The following is an 18028-nucleotide window of genomic DNA, read 5'->3' on the forward strand; positions in this document are numbered from 1 at the left end:
TCATCTTTCTTTGGGGCACGCAGGGTTTCAGGGCTTGCCCGCGTGTTTGTTTTCTTGCCGCCTTATTTCCGGCAGTCCGATTCTCCGGAGTGAGGGACCAGGGGCGTGGGTCGGTTCATGAGAGCCTCTTGCTCATTTACCCATCTCTGCCAGCGTGCTCCTCGCCTCCTCTGCTCCGGGAAATTCCCGGCTCAGTTCAAGGGCCTGCCTCAATTCCCTCGCAGCCAGTGTCATCTGCCCGTTCTTGTGATAGGCCATCCCAAGATGATAGTGGACCACGGGATGGTTGGGGAGCTTTTCTCTGCTCTCCTCGAGGTGGGCGATGGCCTTTGGGAGGACGTTCATCTTGTAATAGATCCAACCGAGTGTATCGGAGACGTTCGGGTCCCCTGGAGACCTCTCCTCGGCCATCCGGGCCAACGTCAAAGCCCTGCTGATATCGCCCCCGTGCTCCGCCTCCATGTAGGCCAGGTTGTTTGCCGCAGGAGAGAATTCGGGGTCGATTTTGAGGATCCTCTCATACTCGTCTCTGGCCTTTGCGAAGTCGTGCTGGGAATCGTAGATGACCGCCAGGAGCATGCGTGCCTGGATGGAGTCGGGATCCCTTTCAATGGCAGACCTGTACTCCTCTGTGGCCTTGTCGACCATTTTGTGGCGGACATAGAAGCTGCCGAGAGAGACGAAGAGGGCGGAAGAGGTAGGGTCGAGATCGATTGCCGTCTTAAGGTTGGCTTCTGCCTGCTCAATCCGGCCCTCTCTCTCGTAAAGCCTCCCGAGAAGGTTGTAGAAGGAGGCCCGGCCAGGGGAGATCTCGATCTGTTTCCTAACTCTGGCGACGGCCTCTTGCGGCTCCTTCTTGCGGAGGTAGACCGAAACGATGTCCGCAAGGGCCGGGAAGAAATCCGGATCCACTGAGAGGGCTTTTTCAAGATAGCCGGCGGCCTTCGTGAGATCACCTTCGGCCATGGCGGTCTGGCCGAGCCGATGGTAGCCGGTTGGATTCCCGGGATCGATCCGGATCATTTCGGCGAAGTGTTCGCCGGCCTTCTTGAAGTTCCTCTTCAACAGAAAGGCCTTCCCCAGGACGAGGTGAGCCCGCAGGTCCTGCGGATTTTTCTCTACCAGGCGGCTCCCCTGTTCGATGACCAGATCGAGGTCTCTCTGTCGAAAGGCGATCTGGAGAAGAGCCATGCGAGCGGCGTTCATTTCGGGGTCGAGTCGGAGAGAGTCGGCAAGCTCTCTTTTGGCTTCCTGTTCGTCCCTGTCGGCGAAATAGGCAAGCCCGAGGAAGTAATGGGCCATGGCAAACCCGGGGCGACTTCGGGTGACCGCCTCGAGGGTGGCGATCGCCTCTTTTGTCTGCCCCAGGGCGAGCTCGAGTCTTCCCTTCAGGTAGAGGCCGAGGGCATTGTTGTCGTCAAGGCGGAGGATTTCGTCGGTCTGCTTCCGGGCCTCTTGGAAATCTCCTCTTGAGAGGAGGATCTCAGCTACCTTTGCTCGTGCCCTGAGGTGCTTGGGATCGATATCGAGTACCTTCCTGTACGCGGTCAGGGCCTTGTCGTTTTCCCCGCGGCTCGCATAGAAATCGGCGAGGATGAACCGAACGTCCGCATTTTCGGGTTCGAGATCGGCGGCGGCCCGGTAGTTTTCCTCTGCCTTGTCCCACCTCTTTGTTGAAGCATAGAAATTTCCGAGGAGCAGAATGGGGTTGACCCTCTGAGGCTCGAGGGCAGCTATGAGCTTGAATTGATCTTCTGCCTCGCCCAACCTTCCCGTGATTCTGTAAAAATTTGCCAGGTCGAAGTGAGCCTCCACGGATTTCTTGTCCAGGGCGATGGCCCGCTTCAGGGTCTTTTCCGCCGCCTCCCTTTCGCCGTTGACGGTATAGAGTTTTGCAAGATCCAGGTAGGGCCCGACCCTGTCCGGTGCCAAATCGACGGCTTTCTCGGCCTCCTTGATCGATTTCGCCACATCCCTTTCAACGAAGTACACGGCGCTGAGCAAGAGATGGCCCTCCACGTTGTCCGGCTCTCTTGCCAACACGAACCTCGCCCTTTGTTCGGCTTCCTTCACCTTTCTGGCGCTGATCAGGAGGGCCCCCAGTCGCAGTTGGGCATCGATGTTGTCCTCGTCAAGGTCGACGGATCTGGAAAGTTCGGCAAAAGCCCGGCCGAGTTGCCCCGTCTTCAAACAGGCCATCCCGAGTTTGTAGTGGGCTAGGGCGTCTTCCGGGTCGATGTGGGTGGCGTTCCTGTACTCGATGATCGCTTCCTCGAACTTGCCCTTTTCAAAATAGGAATCCCCCCTCTTCATGTGTCTTGCCTTTTTCTGTTCCGGACTGCCGCATCCCACGGCGACTGCGAAGAACAAGAGCACGAGAGGAATGATCAGCTTCCTGGCCTTTGGCTCTATCTTCATCTTTTTCCAGCCCCCGCAAGCAGAATGGCATTGCCCCTTCCACGATTCTTGCACATTTTTCCCCGATTTTCCACCCCAAAAGTCGGAAGAGGCTTCGATGCTGAATGCTGAGCGGTTTTCCGGCTTCCGACTCCTGGAGCATCCCCTTCACCCTGGGGCTGGTCGGGGAAGGGGTGGGATAGCCATTTTGGGGTAAGCGGCAAGGGGTATAGGCCCGGTTTGGGGGACTCAAAGCCCGGGCGGTCTGGGCCTGGAGGTCGCGGGCAGCGTCTTCGGATGCATTTTGTGCTTCCGCTCGGAAGTACGGATCCCTCTTCGATTGCTACACGCTCAGGTCTGAGTTCTTACGGGAGCCCGGCTTCAAGTTGATGGAAAGATTCCGGTAGACTTCGTCGGTAACCAGGATGGGGGCTTTCACCCTGACAGCAAGGGCTATGGCGTCGCTGGGCCGGGAGTCGACGGAGACCTCCCTGCCCTCGAGCTTCAGGATGAGCCTTGCATAGATGATGTTTTGCCGCACGTCGTGAATGAGGACATGGTGGAGCCGCACATGGAGGCTCTCCAGGATGTTCTCGATCAGGTCGTGGGTCATGGGGCGGGGCGGCACGACGCCGTTGATTTCGAGATATATGGCCCTGGCCTCGTTGGCACCGATCCAGATGGGGATAACCTTCCTTTGGTCCATATCCTCCAGGATCACCATGGATTCCCCCTCAAGCGGATCGACTCTGACCTTCATGACTTTCATCCTGACGGTGCCGGGGCTCCGGTCCGGAAGTCTTGTCTCGGACAAGATTCCGGTGGCAAGAAACACAACCGGGATGATCAATAGCCATCTTTTCAAGACTGCCTCCTTGGAGGACCGCCCTTCTACGAACCGGAGGACATTTCCAACTCGAGTCTTGGATCGAGCTGGCGGGCCCGTTTCCATTCCTCGGCGGCCTCGTCTTTCATGTTTTTCAGCTTGTAGGCCTTTCCCAGGTAGAAGTGGGCGAGGGCGACGTCCGGGTTCAGGGCAATGACCTTCTTGAAGGCCTCGATAGCCTGGTCGACCTGCCCTCTATCGAGGCGAGCCCAGCCGACATTGAAAAGGACCTGCAGGGATTCCGGGTTGATTTCCAGGGCCTTCTGCCATGCAGAGAAAGCCTCGCGGTGTCTTCGGGCCTCGTAGAGGGCCCTCCCCAGAAGATTGTAGGTCCCCTCGTTGTCTGGGTCCACACGGGCGGATTCTTGATACTCAACGATCGCCTGGTCGAGGCGGCCCATCTTTTCGAGGGCCAATCCGAGGCTGTTTCTCGCCTCTACGGAGAGGGGGTTGATCTTGATCGACTGCCTGAACTCCGAAACCGCCTCCTTGTGTTTTCCCATGGCTTCGTATGCCAGGCCCAGACTGACGTGGGCCCTGGAGTGCCGCGGGTCGTACCTGATGGCTTGACGATAGGCACGAGAAGCCTTCTTCAGGTCTCTCCGGCTGTGATAGATCAGGCCGATGCGGTAGTAAGCCTCGGTGTATTTGGGATCGATGTCGAGGGTCTTTTCAAATTGAACCAGGGCCGCTGTTCTGAGACCCTTCCGGTAGTAAACAAGGCCGAGGTTGAAATGGGCATCGGCGTAGCGGGGTTCCAGTGAAACCGCCCTGGAAAACTCGGCGATGGCCCCGGTTGCGTTGCCCTCTCGGAGGTAGACAAGTCCCCTCTTGTTGTGATACCTGGCCGGGCTGTCAGGGGGAATCTCTCTGAGTCCTGCAGAGCAGGAGAAGAGAAAGAGTAAACCCGCAGCGCCGACAACCCCGCTTGCTACCGCCCTACAGCTCAGAAACATCTCTTCTGTCCCTCCCCGGGGTTGAAAGACCGGATCAAAAGTCTTGGATCCCTCAGGTTGAGGCGAGCCCGTCAGTCGGTAACCCGGGGGAGATAGACCCTGAAGGTTGTATGGTTCTCTTCGGCCTCGAGCTCGATTCTGCCCCCCATGATCTTTACGAGACGATTGGTGATGTGGAGCCCCCTTCCCGTGGTTTCTCCCCCGAGGATCTGCTCCCTCTCTGCTTCTGATATCCTCCCGGTGTTGCTGATTTCGGCCACAGCCCACCTGTCCAGAGGGTAGGTCCTGGCGATGAGACTTCCGCCCTTTTCCGGAATTGCATTAGTGGCGTTGCTGAGCAGGTTGTCGAAGACCCTTTCGATATGGAGGGGATAGCACCTGATCCACAGGGGGGTCTTGAGATCCCTGACGATCTGGATGTTCCGGCGTTTCTGCTCCCGGATGGCCTCCCTGTTGATCTCGAGCCGGCGGGCGAGCTTGTCGGTCATGTCGACCTCCTCTTCCTTGCCCGCGCCGTATACGCTGTAGGCCATCTCCTGCATCCTGGAGGTTTCGCGGACAAGGATGTCGAGGTCTCGGACCACCTTCTCCTTCTTCCTGTCGATATCCCCCTTGACGAGGGCGTTTCTGACCCTCTTGGCGAATCCAGCGGCTGCAATGGCGGGGTTCTTGAAATCATGGAGGATATCGTCGAGCTGTTCGATCTTGACGGCCTTCATCAGTTCCTTGCCGAAAAAGACGAGGAGCTCGATCTCTTCACTCGTGAAGCTGGTGTGTTTGTCGAGGGCATCGAAGGCGAGAAAGTAGTTGACCGTATCGCCGGTCTTCATGGGCACGTAGAGGATGGAGTTGATATTCTGAACCATGGTGAACCGCCTCAACTCCTCGGTCAGCAGGCGGCTCCTCCGGGGATTGTCGATCAGGATATAGGAAGGATATATCTTCTCATCCTCGTACTCCCCCAGGATGGAAGACTGATGGATGATTGCACTGAAGTACGGCTCCTCGTTGATGGAGAAGACCTTGCCCACCCCGTGGTAGCCCATCTTCTCCGGATAACCCGCCTCGAGGGTCACCTTCTCCCGGTCCGGGCTTACCGAGAAAAGTGCACAGCTCTGAATCCATATGACGTCTGCCAGTTCAGGGATGATGAGGGTGAAGATCTCTTTCATCCGAATGCCCTCACCCTTGCCCAATTTGTGGAAGATGGTCCCTACGATCTTCTCCTTCTTTTCGTTCAGCTTCTCCAGGGCGAGGATTCTCCGATTGGCAATCACGAAGGTGACGCGGCGGGCCAGCATCTCGGCCACACGGATGTCCACGTCGTGGAATTCCCGGTCTGCCTTCTTGTAGTAAATCTGTATGGTGCCCTTGATATCTCGCTCGGTCAAGGAGACGCGATGGAAACTGAATGGGACCGCCATCATGGATGAGAGGCCGAGTCTCCTGGTAATATCCTTGTTCTTGTACCTCGGCTCCTTCATGATGTTGGGGATTACGATGCTCTTCCCTGTCTGGATCGCCTCTCCAGCGATAGAATCCTCATAGGGAACGGCCTCTTCCCTCATCGATTCCTCGTAACGGTAAGAGCCGTAGGAGACCATCTGGTGTTTGACGGAGTCGAAGATTCTCACCGACGCCGCATCTGCCTTGAGGAACTTTGCGATCTCGGTGACTGCCATGGTGAGAATCTCCTTTTCAGAGAGAGTGGGATCGATGGTGATGATCTGTTCTGCCTGGTCGATGACCGTTTGGATGTTGCGACTTACAACGTCTTCATGGATGGCCTGGGCGAGTTCCTTCAGATCCCTTTCTGTGAGGTCGGCCCTCGCAACGGCAGGGTTTTTTTTCAGGTAGTCGAGTAGTTCCTCGGTGGAATCAAAAAATGTCTCTTTCATATGATTCAACAGCCCGATGAGACCATAGGACCAACAACACCATACTATTGGCTGGAAGGTATTTTGTCAAGGCGCGGACCTGGCGGTGATCCACCATCTATCTTCGCTTGGTCCAACTCGGGCTGTCGGGCCATTGTGTCATTCCTTCGCTTTACTCAAGAGCCTGCCCTGAACTGACAAGGTGCTCTCGGAATGACAGGTTGGGTAGGCAGAATAATAGTCGATTGATTGCGTGATCGAAGACCGGTTCACCGCCCAGGGATGAAGCCACTCGGTCAAGACTGAAGAATCGCCGTGGAGCGAACGTTCGCTCGGCAACCTCAGGCGTGAGTCCTCCTTGACAATTCTCGATTTCGTACTATATTTTTTACCTGTGGGGGGTATAAGAAGACGAGAGAATTCAAAGCTCCGAGTGCAAGAAGGGAGAGCAGAAGTCGATGCCTATCTATGAGTACCGTTGCAAAGCCTGTGGCCATGTTTTCGAGATGATCCGGGGAATAAGCGACAAAGACGAAGAGGTTGTCTGCCCGGAGTGCCGCCGGATGGAAGCCGAAAAGCTCTTGTCTCTGTTCAGTTCGAGCGGGACCGCGTCGCAGGGATCGTCCTGTGGCCCCGGACCCTTCACCTGAGCATAGGAGAGGGCGGCGGTCTGCCGCTCAAACAGAGTTTCGGGGAGCGGAAACCGAGGGATTTGCTCCCCGGGTTGGGAGGCGAGAGCTCTATGAAGGTCATCACGCTGACCCTGGATGAAAAGGACCTGATGGAGATGGAAGCTATTCTCATGGACGGGGACCGGGAGAGAGCCTTCCATTTTGTCAAGGACGTGATCAAGATGAAGGTGAGAGGCGCGGGTTCCGCCAACCTCGATGTGCGCAAGGGAATGGGCATACGGTAGATTCCGCACGGTGCGCACCCGGTTGTGCGGGTTGATGGGATAGGTTGACTCGCCACGTCGATTGCGCCGTCGGTCCTGCTTGTCCCGCCGCTTTGACGTTCCTGTTTTCCATCGAGAAAGACCCGTATCCTGACAGGACCGGATTCGATTGACCGGTCCGGGCAGGGCTTGTGCTAGAAAGCCGGACTGAGGCGGTCCTGTGACTTGACAGGAGCCCTGCGGTCATGTGTATCATGTGCGTCGGCAGCAGACGAGGAAGAAAGAGGGGGCTATTACCATGAGAAGTGACGACAGACCGGATGGGTCGAGCGCCGGGGAGGCGGCGGACTCCTTTGAAGTGGTCTTCTGGCCGGATCAGAAGGCGGTTGCTGTCGAGAAGGGAACGACGCTACTTGAGGCCGCCGGTCTTGCAGGGGTCCATATCAATAACCTCTGTGGGGGACAGGGTGTCTGCGGCAAGTGCAAGGTGAAGGTCAAAAAGGGAACCGTGGAGGGCCGTTCCAAGTACCTCCCCGTGCTCACCAAGGAGGAGCTCCAAGAGGGTTTTGTTCTCGCCTGTCAGACCCCGGTGGAAGATAGGCTCGAGGTTGAGATTCCCCCGGAATCCCGCCTGGAGGGCGAGCAGATCCTTATCGAGGGCGGGGGGATGAGTTACAGTGAGCCGGCCCTTGTGGAGAGACACCCTCAAGAAGAGGCAAAGGTTCCCTTTTACAGTCCCCTGGCATCAAAGGTCTATCTCCAGATGCCCCCTCCGACTCTGGAGGACAATCTGTCAGACCTGGACAGGGTCTACCGCGAGTTGAGAAGAAAATGGGAGATCCCGGTTCTAGACATCGAGCTCGACGTCCTCAGGGGGCTCAGCTATCTGCTCCGTGAGAACGATTGGAAGGTGACTGTCACTCTGGGGAAGATAACCCATGGTTTTCGGATCCTTCAGGTGGAAGGAGGCGACACGTGCAAGAAGAACTACGGCGTGGCCGTGGACGTGGGTACCACCACCGTCGTGGCCCAACTGGTCAATCTCGCGTCAGGACGGGTTGCGGCCTCGTGTGCGACTCATAACCGCCAGATCCGATACGGAGAGGATGTCATTTCCAGAATGATCTACGCCTGCGACCGGACCAAGGGTCTTGATCCCCTCAACCGGGCGGTGATCGAGAACATCAACGATCTGATAGGGCGCCTGGCCAGCGAGGAGGGAATCTCCGTCGAGGATATTACCGCCGTTCTCGCCGCTGGGAACACCACCATGACCCACCTCCTTCTCCGGCTGAATCCGTGTTTCATCCGGCTGGAACCCTATATTCCCACTGCCAGCACGTTCCCGGTTCTTAAGGCGGCCGAAACGGGAATCCGCATCAATCCCCACGGGCTGGTGGCCTGTATGCCCGGCGTGAGCAGCTATGTGGGGGGTGATATCACGGCCGGGGTTTTGGCCTCGGGGATAGACGATTCGGCTCAGATCTCCATGCTTCTCGACATCGGGACGAACGGAGAAATAGTGGTGGGCGACAATGATTGGCTCGTCTGTTGCAGCGCCTCCGCAGGGCCGGCTTTTGAAGGGGGAGGGACCAAGTGCGGGATGAGGGCGGTGGAAGGGGCGATCCAGTCTGTGACCATCTCGGACGGCCGCGTGCACATCTCCACCATCGGCGGCAAGAAGCCCAGGGGCATTTGTGGCTCGGGCCTTATCGACGTTATTGCGGCGCTTTTCGAAAACGGCCTGATCCATGCCAACGGAAAATTCAACATGGATCGACCGATTCCACAGCTCAAGAAGACCGATGAGGGACTGGAGTTCGTCCTGGCTCCGGGTGATGAATCGGAAACGGGAAAGGACATCGTTATTACGGAGTATGATATCAGCAACCTGATAAAGTCCAAGGGTGCCGTCTTTGCGGCGGCCAGAGTGCTGGTTCAGAGTGTCGGAATGGACTTTGCCGACATCGAGCGGATCTATGTCGCCGGGGGATTCGGGAACTACCTGAATATTGAGAAAGCCATCACCATCGGCCTTTTGCCCGACCTGCCCCCTGACCGCTTTGAGTTCATAGGAAACAGCTCGGTGGCCGGGGCTCGAATAGGTCTGGTTTCCAATCATGCCTTCGAGAAAGCCGAAACCATCGCAAAGAAGATGACCTACTTCGAGCTTTCGGTGAGCCACGAATTCATGGACGAGTTCATTGCCGCTCTCTTCCTGCCTCACACCAACCAGGAGCTTTTCCCTTCGGTCATGGAGAGGACGAGATCAAAGGGGAATTCTTCTCAGGAAGCATCGGCATTGTGAGACCTGGAAAGATTATTTCCTAGAGCCTCGAGCTCCTTCTTTTTTCTGGCAATCTCCTCTTCCAGCTCTTCGATGGCAAGCAGCTGGTACGGCTGGACCGAGTGGGCCGGGAGCTGCTCCTCCCGCTGCCTCAGTTCCTCTTCCAGCCGGTGGACCTCACTGAGCAAGGCTTCTCTTCTGTTCGCGAGTTCGCTTTGTTGTTGCGGTGCCACGAGATATCTCCCTTTCCGTTTGAAGTCCAGGCTTCTAGCCGTCGGCCCAGCGTCTTATCAAGTAGGGTTTTGTCTCCTCGAAGATGAGGCACTGTTCCTCCACGTACTGTTCGGCCCGGCGGGTCGACATCTTCTCGATGTCGTTGAAGAAACCGAGGAGTCTCCCGTAATAGAGGGGTCTCAGGGAATCGAGGAGTCCGCCTCCGTCGTTGTTGTCTTTGTGGAAGGCAACGGCGAAGTCGAAGAGGATCTTCGCCCAGAGTTCGGTGGGGAAATCGAAGCGACCCAGCCCGATTCCTGCGACTTCCATGAGCTTTGAGAACACCTCCGCAGAAAGGACCGCCCTCAATCGATCGATTGATCCCCCGGTTCCCTCGATGAATCTCTCATAGAATCTCTTCTTGTCGATAGTCATTCCCAGAGAACTCTCCCTCCCATCCGATGGAACTCCGAACACGGCCGTAGGCCTGCTCCACTTCACCCGTTTCCAGTAGTCTGCATAGCGCTCCATGAGGGTGAAGATGGCCCTTACAACCTGATCGAAGAGGGGGCCGGGATCGCCGGTCTCCTTTCCGGGTTTTTCAGGATCGCGCCTGTGGATAAGGGACTGGCAGATATGAACCCTGTGGTTCGTGGCAAGGGTGATCATCCAGATGTCGACGGCTGGAGGGGAGACGAGATCCTCCCAGGTCCCGTTCTGCAAGAATATCCTGGCCAGGTTTCCGGAGAACCCGAATTCCCCTCCAAGGGGGTGCCTGACCCTCCTGCCGTAAAGGGTACGGGTCAGAGGATAGGCAATGATATGGGTCATGGCCTCCTCGAAGCGATGCCGGTCATAGAGGGGAGCGACAAATCCGAAATCCCTGAAAAGCGGATCGGCGAGGTTGCTGATCCACCGGGGGGTCATACTCTCCAAGTCTGCCTCTACGACAATGACGGCTCTGGCCTTGAGGTCCACGGCCTTCATGAAGAGACTCCGGAGGTGTTCGCCCCTCCCCCCGGCGCCCTCCGGTGAGGGGAGATAGATCTTGGGCACCTCGGTGTCAACCGCCAGAAAGGCGTCCCGCCTGAATTCCGTGGGGGAGTCGTCGTAGTGAATGATGACAGAAGGTCGATCAGGATAGAACCGGGTCAGGCCCTCGCTTGCTGTCCTTGTTGAAAGGCGGATCGGCTCGGCCTCGTCGTATGAAGGGATGGCGACAATGATCTCTGCTGTTCTTACCTTTCCAGGATTCTCTTCACCGATCTCAACCATGGGTCCCTGTGCTCCTCGTTTCTGCCGCTACAGACCGGAGCATATCACATGGTTTTTGCGGGTCAACAGGAAAAAAAGACGCACCTTATTTCTTGCAAGTATAGGGCCATACCAGGGGGCGCCATGGACCTTTTTACCCGTAGCAGGCTCACCCTTGAGCACCTCTGCTTGTCGCATTCTGGCTGGGGCTCAGCTCCGAGAACCAATTCCACAGCAAGTTTAGGGCATTACCTTCTTACGAGGTCATTCTTGGGCAAGAAAAACTTGACAAAATACAATATTCTCGACATGGTCATATTGGTGAAAAAGACAAACCTCAAAGAAAGGGTCTACGGGAGTATAAGAACCTCGATGCATTTTTCACACCATGACCCAAAACGAGGTAGCCCGGTAACTGAAAATGATATCGAGGTTTCTGGACGAAAAATGACGGATAAGCGAGCTTGTATATCGGAACATGGTTCGGCGCAAACGCCAGAATACAGGGCATGAGGGGAAGACAGCCCAGGAGGAGCACATCACACAGTGATCACAAAAACCCATCACATCGCTTCGGTTTCTGAGTCGTCCGAGGGTTCACAAACCGGCAATGGCCGTGCGATTCTTGCCCTCGTCCTGGTCAATTTCGTCGGGTACTTCTATACCTCTTTTATGAGCCCCCTCCTCCCCCTGTTTCTGGAGAAGTTCTCCCTCTCATTGGCTCAGATCGGCCTGCTGTCTGCCGTGTACCGTTTTGTTGGTATGGTCGTCCAACCCTCGGCGGGATACATTGCCGATCACTATCGAACCCGTCTCTTCGTGCTTGTGGGACCGCTCCTGGTCATTGTGTTCGTTCCCCTCATGGGGATAGCACACTCCTTTTCGCTCCTTTTCTTGTTTGTGTGCCTCGGGGCTATGGGGCCCCATATGTTTTACCCGACCTCTCTTGGGATGATTTCTGCCTATTCGCGCCAGCATGTCGGGTTTTCTATTTCCCTCCTTGAAGTGGGTGGAACTCTCGGTTTCGGCGTGGGGCCGATCTTTATCACCTGGTTTGTGGGTTCCTATGGGCTGGAATATGCTCCTGTCACGATGGCCCTTGGTTTGGCCCTGATGGTCTTTCTTTTGCGAGTGGTTCCCGTGCCGCAAGAAGAGGGGCTCAAGGGCTTCGGCTTTATCCGGTCCGTCAAGGAGATTCTGGGTGTGGCATGGCAGCCCATCCTCGTGATATGGGGGTTCATGGTCTTGGGGTCGGTTGTGTGGCAATCGGTCTTCACCTTTGTGCCGGTCCTCTGTGTACGTGAAGAACGCTCGTTGATCTCGGTCGGGCTCATCTTGTCCCTCTTTGTCTTGTCAGGAGCCATCAGCGATCCCCTTGCCGGTGCTCTGGCCGATCGCATCAGCCCCAAACGCACCTTCTATTGTCTTCTTCCCATGGCCACGGGCAGTTTGTACTTGCTCTCTCTGCCCGGTGGTTGGGTCTATCTTGGTGCTCTCCTGGCCGGTTTCTTTGTGTCGCCCACAACACCTCTCGGAATCATGATGGCACAGCAATGGGCCCCGAAGGGCCGAGCGGTTGTGTCGGGTCTCATGATCGGGCTGGCACCCGGTGTGGCTGCCATGGTGATGCCGGCTTTGGGAACGGTTGCCGACCTTTTTTCGATCCGTCATGTTCTTTTTTCCGTGTGGCTGTTACCACTTGTAATGTCTGGTCTGATCCGTCTGGTGCCCGAAAAGCAATGACCGGCCACCTGGAATTCACCAATCCCCGGGCGACCCGCTCGCGCCCAAGAAACCCCTGCCTTTTAGACGCCCGCGAGACATCGAGCTCCTATTTGAGTTCGGTCACAGCGGATCTCAGGGCGTCAACCGTATCCGGTGACAACCTCTCCGCCCAATGGGCTTCCAGAATGTTTGGAAAAGTCGTCGAGGCAGTCGGTCACCGGGCGCAGAAAATAGGATCCGTGAAAATACCTTCAATCATTCCCATTACACAGGATCAAAATGAATCTTCTTGAACTCATCAATAAACTCCACAATATAGTCAACTACAGCTTTTAGCAATTCCTGTCCGTTTTCAGCAGTCGCATCCGCTGGCGACTTTGGAAAATCGGTATTGGATGAGTCGCTGCACTCCAATAGATCGCCGGTATCAGAAAGATCTCCACTTCTCAAATATGTATTTACAACACCAGGGCCAAATTTGAGGCTTGTAAGATCTATTATATGAATTTTGTCCGTAGGTGGTTTATTAGGCCGGAGTGCTGCCTTTTGCAGATCAACATTATTGCCTGGCATCGCAAGCATAATAGACGTTTCTGAAATATCGCCGTGACCAACAGGCTTCCATTCGGTTTTCATTTCACAAGTTATCTTCCACCACTCGATGAATGCCGCAGTGACACCTTTATCCCTCAGGTTCTGACAAACCGCAGTCAAAGCTGTTCCGTTCCCACCGTGGCCGTTTATGAAAAGGATATGGGTTATTCCATACAAAATAAGACTATCTGCCACGCTTTGATAATACGAAGCAAGTATCTCAGTTGGGATCGATAGAGTTCCCTCGAAATCCTGATGATAAGCAGCAAATCCTATCGGTATTGTAGGCGTAACAATCGCTTCTACTTTTCCAGAGACTTCTTTTGCAATGTAATCAGCTATTACGAAGTCTGTACCTAAAGGCAGATGAGGGCCATGTTGCTCAATGCTTCCGGTTGGGATGATGCCCAGCTTTGTATTTTTGAATGCCTTCTTCGCTTCCTGCCATGTCATATCTTTTAATTGTTTTATCATTGTTGTTGCTCCTTTTCATATACTTGCCTAGGTGATACTCATTAGTATGTCTATTAATAGATTCACATCGCGTACATTCTTTTTGCAACGCACATTAACGGTTGTGTCCTTCGTCGACATTGTATACTTGAGCGGATGTGGGAAGTCGATATCACAAAAATGTTCAGTTATGGGCCCGTATAATTGTGTCGTCCTAATTCGTGCCTCGTGAAATGTTTTTAGAATCTCTTGCTTTCGCAAGGAATCGGGAACCTTGAAAATGATTTCATCGCCAGCTTTTCCTCCGTAGGCCTGAAAGGCATATTCAATTATGATACACTTGTACGGGGAAGCTATGCTTTTCAGTTTCGGAATATCTGCCGGGTAGCCAAAAAGCATCAACAGCGATAATGGCTCTGACTGGGGCACCCATCGCATTTCTTACTGATCCCGGAGAAATATTATGGTCACTATATGACAGGTCAACTGCGACGGGTTTTCCTCGGGCTGCAAACGCAACGATTGCCGCACTTGGGCAGTTTGATGCAGGAATGAGAACTTTCTTATTATGGATATCAATGGCTTTCGGAGCTGAGAACAACCCAGCCGTACCGCTCCCGACAGGAACGACATAGTCGCAACGGAGAAATTCTCTGATCATAGACAAAATATCTCTATTCGTATAGAAATCGTTGTCTTAATTTAGGTGCCGTGCCTAATATTACTACAAATGTCGCTTTTTTGACTGAGTCGAGTAGACCGATTTCTAGAATTAACCCAGGAATTTGGACAGGGTGATAAGTGAAATCTTCTGGCTAGCAGTGGGCATCATCCTGCCGCCTCGGGCACCTTGGAACCACCTAAGTTTACCTCGTTTGGTATAAGCGGGCAAGGATTTGATGTGGACGTTCCTCACTGTATAAGTCGAATTAGCCACCGATGGCTCCGATCACCTCAGCCACAATCTCATAAGCCTTCGATAGACTTTCTCATGCTTTAAGCTTCGCCACAACAGTTCGATCGAGACACTGTCGATCCAGCGCCCCTTGACATGTCGTGAAGCGGCCAGGCTATCCACCGGCCTGGAGTATTCCCCGGGAATTCACGCACACACGGATGAGATCGTCGAGCTCGCTAAGATTGCCGCAGGGTACGGTGGCATATACGCGTCCCACCTCCGGTGTTCAGGCTCGAAGGTCCTGGGATGGCCAAGAGGAAGGGTGACGCTTCTTGAAGCCGTGGCTGAGGCCATCGGGACGCCTTGTTCGACCTCGAGCCCTTTCGCTTACGGGTTGTCCAGCACCGTTCTTGGCGTTGGGCGGCATGCCCGGCGCACCAAGAAAAGCCCCGCCGAAGCGGGGCTCCTTCGCGATGGTGCTACACCAGGTTGGTGGTTACGCCATGCTCTCGTCGACCCAGACCTCCTCGTATATCCAGCCGGCACCGAAAGTGAAGGCAGGGCTGCCCCGGTAGCCTTGGATGCGGCTGTTGACACCTTCCACGAAGTTATAGAAAAACGGAATAAACGAACCGCCGAGGTCGTGTAGCAGGGTACACGCCTCGCAGTAAATCTCGTAGCGCTTCACAGGGTCAGCGGTCTTGCGTCCCAGTACGAGCAGCTCGTCAAAGCGCTTGTTCTTCCACTGCGTCTCGTTCCACTCCGCGTCTGAATGGTTGACGAGGGTGAGCATGAGATCCGCAGTGGGCCGCGAGTTCCAGTTGGAGGCACACATCGGCACCTTCATCCAGGTGTGGTCCCAGTAGCCGTCGGCGGCCACACGTTTAACCTTGATATCAATGCCGGCCGCCTTTGCGCTCTCCTTGAGCATGAGGGTTGCGTCGATCGCGAAGTCGCCGGCCGCATTGGAGACGACCACCTCGATACCGGACAGGCCCGTCTTTTTCCAGTAGAACCGGGCTTTGTCAGGATCGTAGTCGTGTTGGGGGATCTCCTTGCAGTACATCGGGCATCTGGGGTTGACGCCGAAGTCATTGGCGACCACGCCGTTGCCGTGCAGTAGCTTGTCGACCATGGACTGGCGCTTGGCGCAGTGCTTGAGCGCGAGTCGCACGTTGAGGTCGTTGGTCGGCGGCCTATCGCACATCATCGCCCACAGGAAGTGCTGGCCTGCAGGAGTAGAGTGCACGTTGACGTTCGGGGCCTTACCGAGGAGGTGGGCGATCCGCGGGTCGATCTGCGCCATGTCTATATCACCGGTCCGCAGTCCGTTCGACCTCGCAGTCGCATCGGCGACGCCCTGGGTGATGAAGGTGTCGACCCACGCCGCGTCGGACTTGAAGTAGTTCTCGTTGCGAACCACGACCGATCTAAGCCCGGGCTTAAACTCGACCAGCTTGTAAGGACCCGTCCCGACCACCGGATCGCCGTCCTTCCAGCCCTCGACAACGATCGAGGTGTGGTAGTCGAAACCGAGTAGGACGGGAAAATCGACGTTGCTGTCCTTAAGGGTGATCTTCACCACGTCGTTGCCGTCCGCCTTCATATCCACGATCGGCGCAAGTAATGTCCTGGAAGGAGACCTCGAGCCCTCTTTGATGTGCTCGCCCAGCGAGTAGATGACGTCCTTAGAGGTGAGAGTCTTGCCGTTGTGGAACTCCACGCCCTTGCGGAGCTTGAACGTCCACTCCGTGTATTCCTTCGCGCCCTCCCACTCCACTGCCAAGTTCGGCACCACCTTCAGGTTCCGGTCGAGATTGGTGAGCCGGTTGTAAACCTGGTAGGCCCGCTGGGCATCGCTTCCGCTGACCATCTTGGTCGGATCGTAAGTCTCCGCCTGGCTGGTTTCCTCAACCGCGACCGTCACCTTGCCACCGCGTTTGGGCTTGGCAGCTTGAACCGATCGGGCCCACAAGCTGGAGGCTACGCTCAGACTGACACCTAGTGCGGCCGCACGTTCCATAAACTCTCGACGGGAAATCTTCTTTCCGTCTCCGAGCAGGGCCTCCAAGGCTGAAGGCCTCGCTTCATCCTGCTTCTTTTCCATTTCGTGTCCTCCTTTCTTTGGAAAAAAGTCAACAAAAAACCATGGTATTTCATCAATCGGAGAAGCCATATTTTCGCAAACTTTCACGCTTACGCTTAGAATGGCTTGATCCGACCACGGGGCCTGAAGCCTACGCACGCGTACTATAAAGCGTTTATTACGTCATCGACTTTGCTCAATGCCTCTCTGAGCAGTTTTGGTGGCTGGCAATAAGAGATCCTGAGATAGTTCTTCAAGTTCGTAAACAGCGTATCACAAGGAACTACTGTAACCTTCTTCTCTCTGAAGACTCTTTCACAAAACTCACTGGAACCTATTTTCAGTCTATGTTTGACGAGCGCGATGACGCCGAATTTAGGCTTAACCCAGCTGAATATATCCTCATGCGTCTTCATCCACTCCTCGAACACCTCAAAGCTCTCCTTAACAAGTTTTCTACCCCTCTTGACCAATTTCTCTCGCATGTTCTTCTCTAGGACCATGCTGCCCAAATGTTCCGATAGTATAGAGTGGCCCAACGATGTGTATTCTTTGAAGGCCGACCCCCTCTCCACCACATCTTCCGGTCCGATCATCCAGCCGAGCCTCAATCCTGCAAGCCCCCAGACCTTTGCCAGACTGCTCGTCACGACCGCCTTATCATAATATTCGGCGAATGAAGGAGAGAACGGCCCCTCGAATTCGATCCCCCTATAGACCTCGTCAACTATTATCCAGGCATCATGGTCGGCTGCGATCTGACAAATGGCCTTGACTGTATTCTCATCCAGCACCCTGCCCGTGGGATTGTTCGGAAAGTTGAGCGCAATCACCTTTGTTTTAGGGGCGACACATTTCTTGAACTTGTCCAGATTGAACTCGAAATTGTCTTCCTCCTCGAGATAATAGGGATGTATTCGGACCCCTAGCGCCTCTATCAATCCAGGTATCTGCATGAAAGCCGGCAGCTGCACGACCACCTCGTCACCGTTATTAATCAGTAAGTTTGTCGCTATCATATTGCCTTCAGAGGTCGAACTTGTGACAAGTACATTGTCTTTCTCAATATTGGAGTATAGTTCGGCGATCCGTTCCCTGAGCTTATCGTCACCATATATTTGCGGATAGTCCATCCTTAAATCGAGTACTTCTTCCCCGAAAATGTCCCTTAGCCTCAAGGGCTCGGGAATACCCGTTTCTGTCAGGTCCACGATCCCAGGAATAACGCGTGTCGACTTCCACCGCTCCAGTTCGAAATCAGGTATTCTCATCCTCCGTGCCTCCTCTGCAATTGATGATAAACCAACTTCTCAGGAAGATGTATAGCAATAAATCCCGCTGTGTGTCAAGAAAAAATTCTCACAACCAGCGATTCCGTAACTTTTGCCGGCGGGGATAGTTAAGCCCCCGAAAAGGGCTAAGTTATGTTCGACTAGGCGAGATTCGGATTGGGGAGTAGGTTGGATTTAGTGGCTGATATTGGCTTTTTCTGATAAGAAAAAACACC

14 protein-coding genes are annotated in these 18028 nt (G+C 54.8%); 4 read left to right on the forward strand and 10 right to left on the reverse strand.

All coding sequences use genetic code 11. From position 1 onward, the window contains the following. Positions 1–132: 132 nt before the first annotated feature. From JRJ26_16060 to JRJ26_16075, 4 genes are all read right to left on the reverse strand, one after another. The gene (locus JRJ26_16060; protein ID MBW2059003.1) at positions 133–2418 is read right to left on the reverse strand and encodes a tetratricopeptide repeat protein; all 2286 of its coding nucleotides are present in this window, start codon (positions 2416–2418) and stop codon (positions 133–135) included. A gap of 322 nt (positions 2419–2740) precedes the next feature. Next, positions 2741–3262, reverse strand: coding sequence for a bifunctional nuclease family protein (locus JRJ26_16065; GenBank protein MBW2059004.1), 522 nt, complete (start codon positions 3260–3262; stop codon positions 2741–2743). Positions 3263–3288: 26 nt separating this feature from the next. Then, positions 3289–4239 carry a tetratricopeptide repeat protein gene (locus JRJ26_16070; GenBank protein ID MBW2059005.1) on the reverse strand — a complete coding sequence of 317 codons (951 nt, stop codon included), beginning with the start codon at positions 4237–4239 and terminating at the stop codon, positions 3289–3291. A 71-nt stretch (positions 4240–4310) separates the two neighbouring features. Continuing rightward, positions 4311–6137: a GAF domain-containing sensor histidine kinase gene (locus JRJ26_16075; protein MBW2059006.1), complete on the reverse strand. Its 1827-nt coding sequence runs from the start codon at positions 6135–6137 to the stop codon at positions 4311–4313. 437 nt (positions 6138–6574) lie between these two features. Here JRJ26_16075 and JRJ26_16080 point away from each other — a divergent pair, with 437 nt between their 5' ends. From JRJ26_16080 to JRJ26_16090, 3 genes are all read left to right on the forward strand, one after another. Continuing rightward, positions 6575–6766: a zinc ribbon domain-containing protein gene (locus JRJ26_16080; protein MBW2059007.1), complete on the forward strand. Its 192-nt coding sequence runs from the start codon at positions 6575–6577 to the stop codon at positions 6764–6766. Positions 6767–6858: 92 nt separating this feature from the next. After that, positions 6859–7032: a hypothetical protein gene (locus JRJ26_16085; GenBank protein MBW2059008.1), complete on the forward strand. Its 174-nt coding sequence runs from the start codon at positions 6859–6861 to the stop codon at positions 7030–7032. 277 nt (positions 7033–7309) lie between these two features. Then, entirely contained in the window at positions 7310–9319 is a 2010-nt protein-coding gene (locus JRJ26_16090) for a DUF4445 domain-containing protein (GenBank protein ID MBW2059009.1), read from the forward strand. Here the strand turns inward: JRJ26_16090 and JRJ26_16095 are convergent. Both JRJ26_16095 and JRJ26_16100 read right to left on the reverse strand, forming a co-directional pair. Continuing rightward, complete coding sequence (locus JRJ26_16095; GenBank protein MBW2059010.1) at positions 9298–9531, reverse strand: hypothetical protein; 234 nt, start codon at positions 9529–9531, stop codon at positions 9298–9300. The two genes, JRJ26_16090 and JRJ26_16095, sit on opposite strands and share 22 nt — an antisense overlap. Positions 9532–9565: 34 nt before the next feature. Then, positions 9566–10786 carry a glycosyl transferase gene (locus JRJ26_16100; protein ID MBW2059011.1) on the reverse strand — a complete coding sequence of 407 codons (1221 nt, stop codon included), beginning with the start codon at positions 10784–10786 and terminating at the stop codon, positions 9566–9568. A gap of 525 nt (positions 10787–11311) precedes the next feature. On the opposite strand from JRJ26_16100, the gene JRJ26_16105 reads away from it, so the two are divergent. Further along, positions 11312–12508, forward strand: a complete 1197-nt coding sequence (locus tag JRJ26_16105; GenBank protein ID MBW2059012.1) for an MFS transporter — start codon at positions 11312–11314, stop codon at positions 12506–12508. 246 nt (positions 12509–12754) lie between these two features. On the opposite strand, the gene JRJ26_16110 is transcribed toward JRJ26_16105, so the two are convergent. From JRJ26_16110 to JRJ26_16125, 4 genes are all read right to left on the reverse strand, one after another. After that, a complete protein-coding gene (locus JRJ26_16110; GenBank protein ID MBW2059013.1) occupies positions 12755–13558 on the reverse strand; it encodes a creatininase family protein in 804 nt (267 codons plus the stop codon). Positions 13559–13862: 304 nt separating this feature from the next. Further along, positions 13863–14198 (reverse strand): DegT/DnrJ/EryC1/StrS family aminotransferase, encoded by a 336-nt coding sequence (locus JRJ26_16115; GenBank protein MBW2059014.1) that lies wholly within the window; start codon positions 14196–14198, stop codon positions 13863–13865. Positions 14199–14931: 733 nt separating this feature from the next. Further along, the gene (locus tag JRJ26_16120) at positions 14932–16542 is read right to left on the reverse strand and encodes an ABC transporter substrate-binding protein (GenBank protein MBW2059015.1); all 1611 of its coding nucleotides are present in this window, start codon (positions 16540–16542) and stop codon (positions 14932–14934) included. A 143-nt stretch (positions 16543–16685) separates the two neighbouring features. Continuing rightward, positions 16686–17792 carry an aminotransferase class I/II-fold pyridoxal phosphate-dependent enzyme gene (locus JRJ26_16125; GenBank protein MBW2059016.1) on the reverse strand — a complete coding sequence of 369 codons (1107 nt, stop codon included), beginning with the start codon at positions 17790–17792 and terminating at the stop codon, positions 16686–16688. Between the last annotated feature and the right edge of the window lie 236 nt (positions 17793–18028).

The sequence above is a fragment of the Deltaproteobacteria bacterium genome (genome assembly GCA_019308905.1).
Classification (GTDB): domain Bacteria; phylum Desulfobacterota; class BSN033; order WVXP01; family WVXP01; genus JAFDHF01.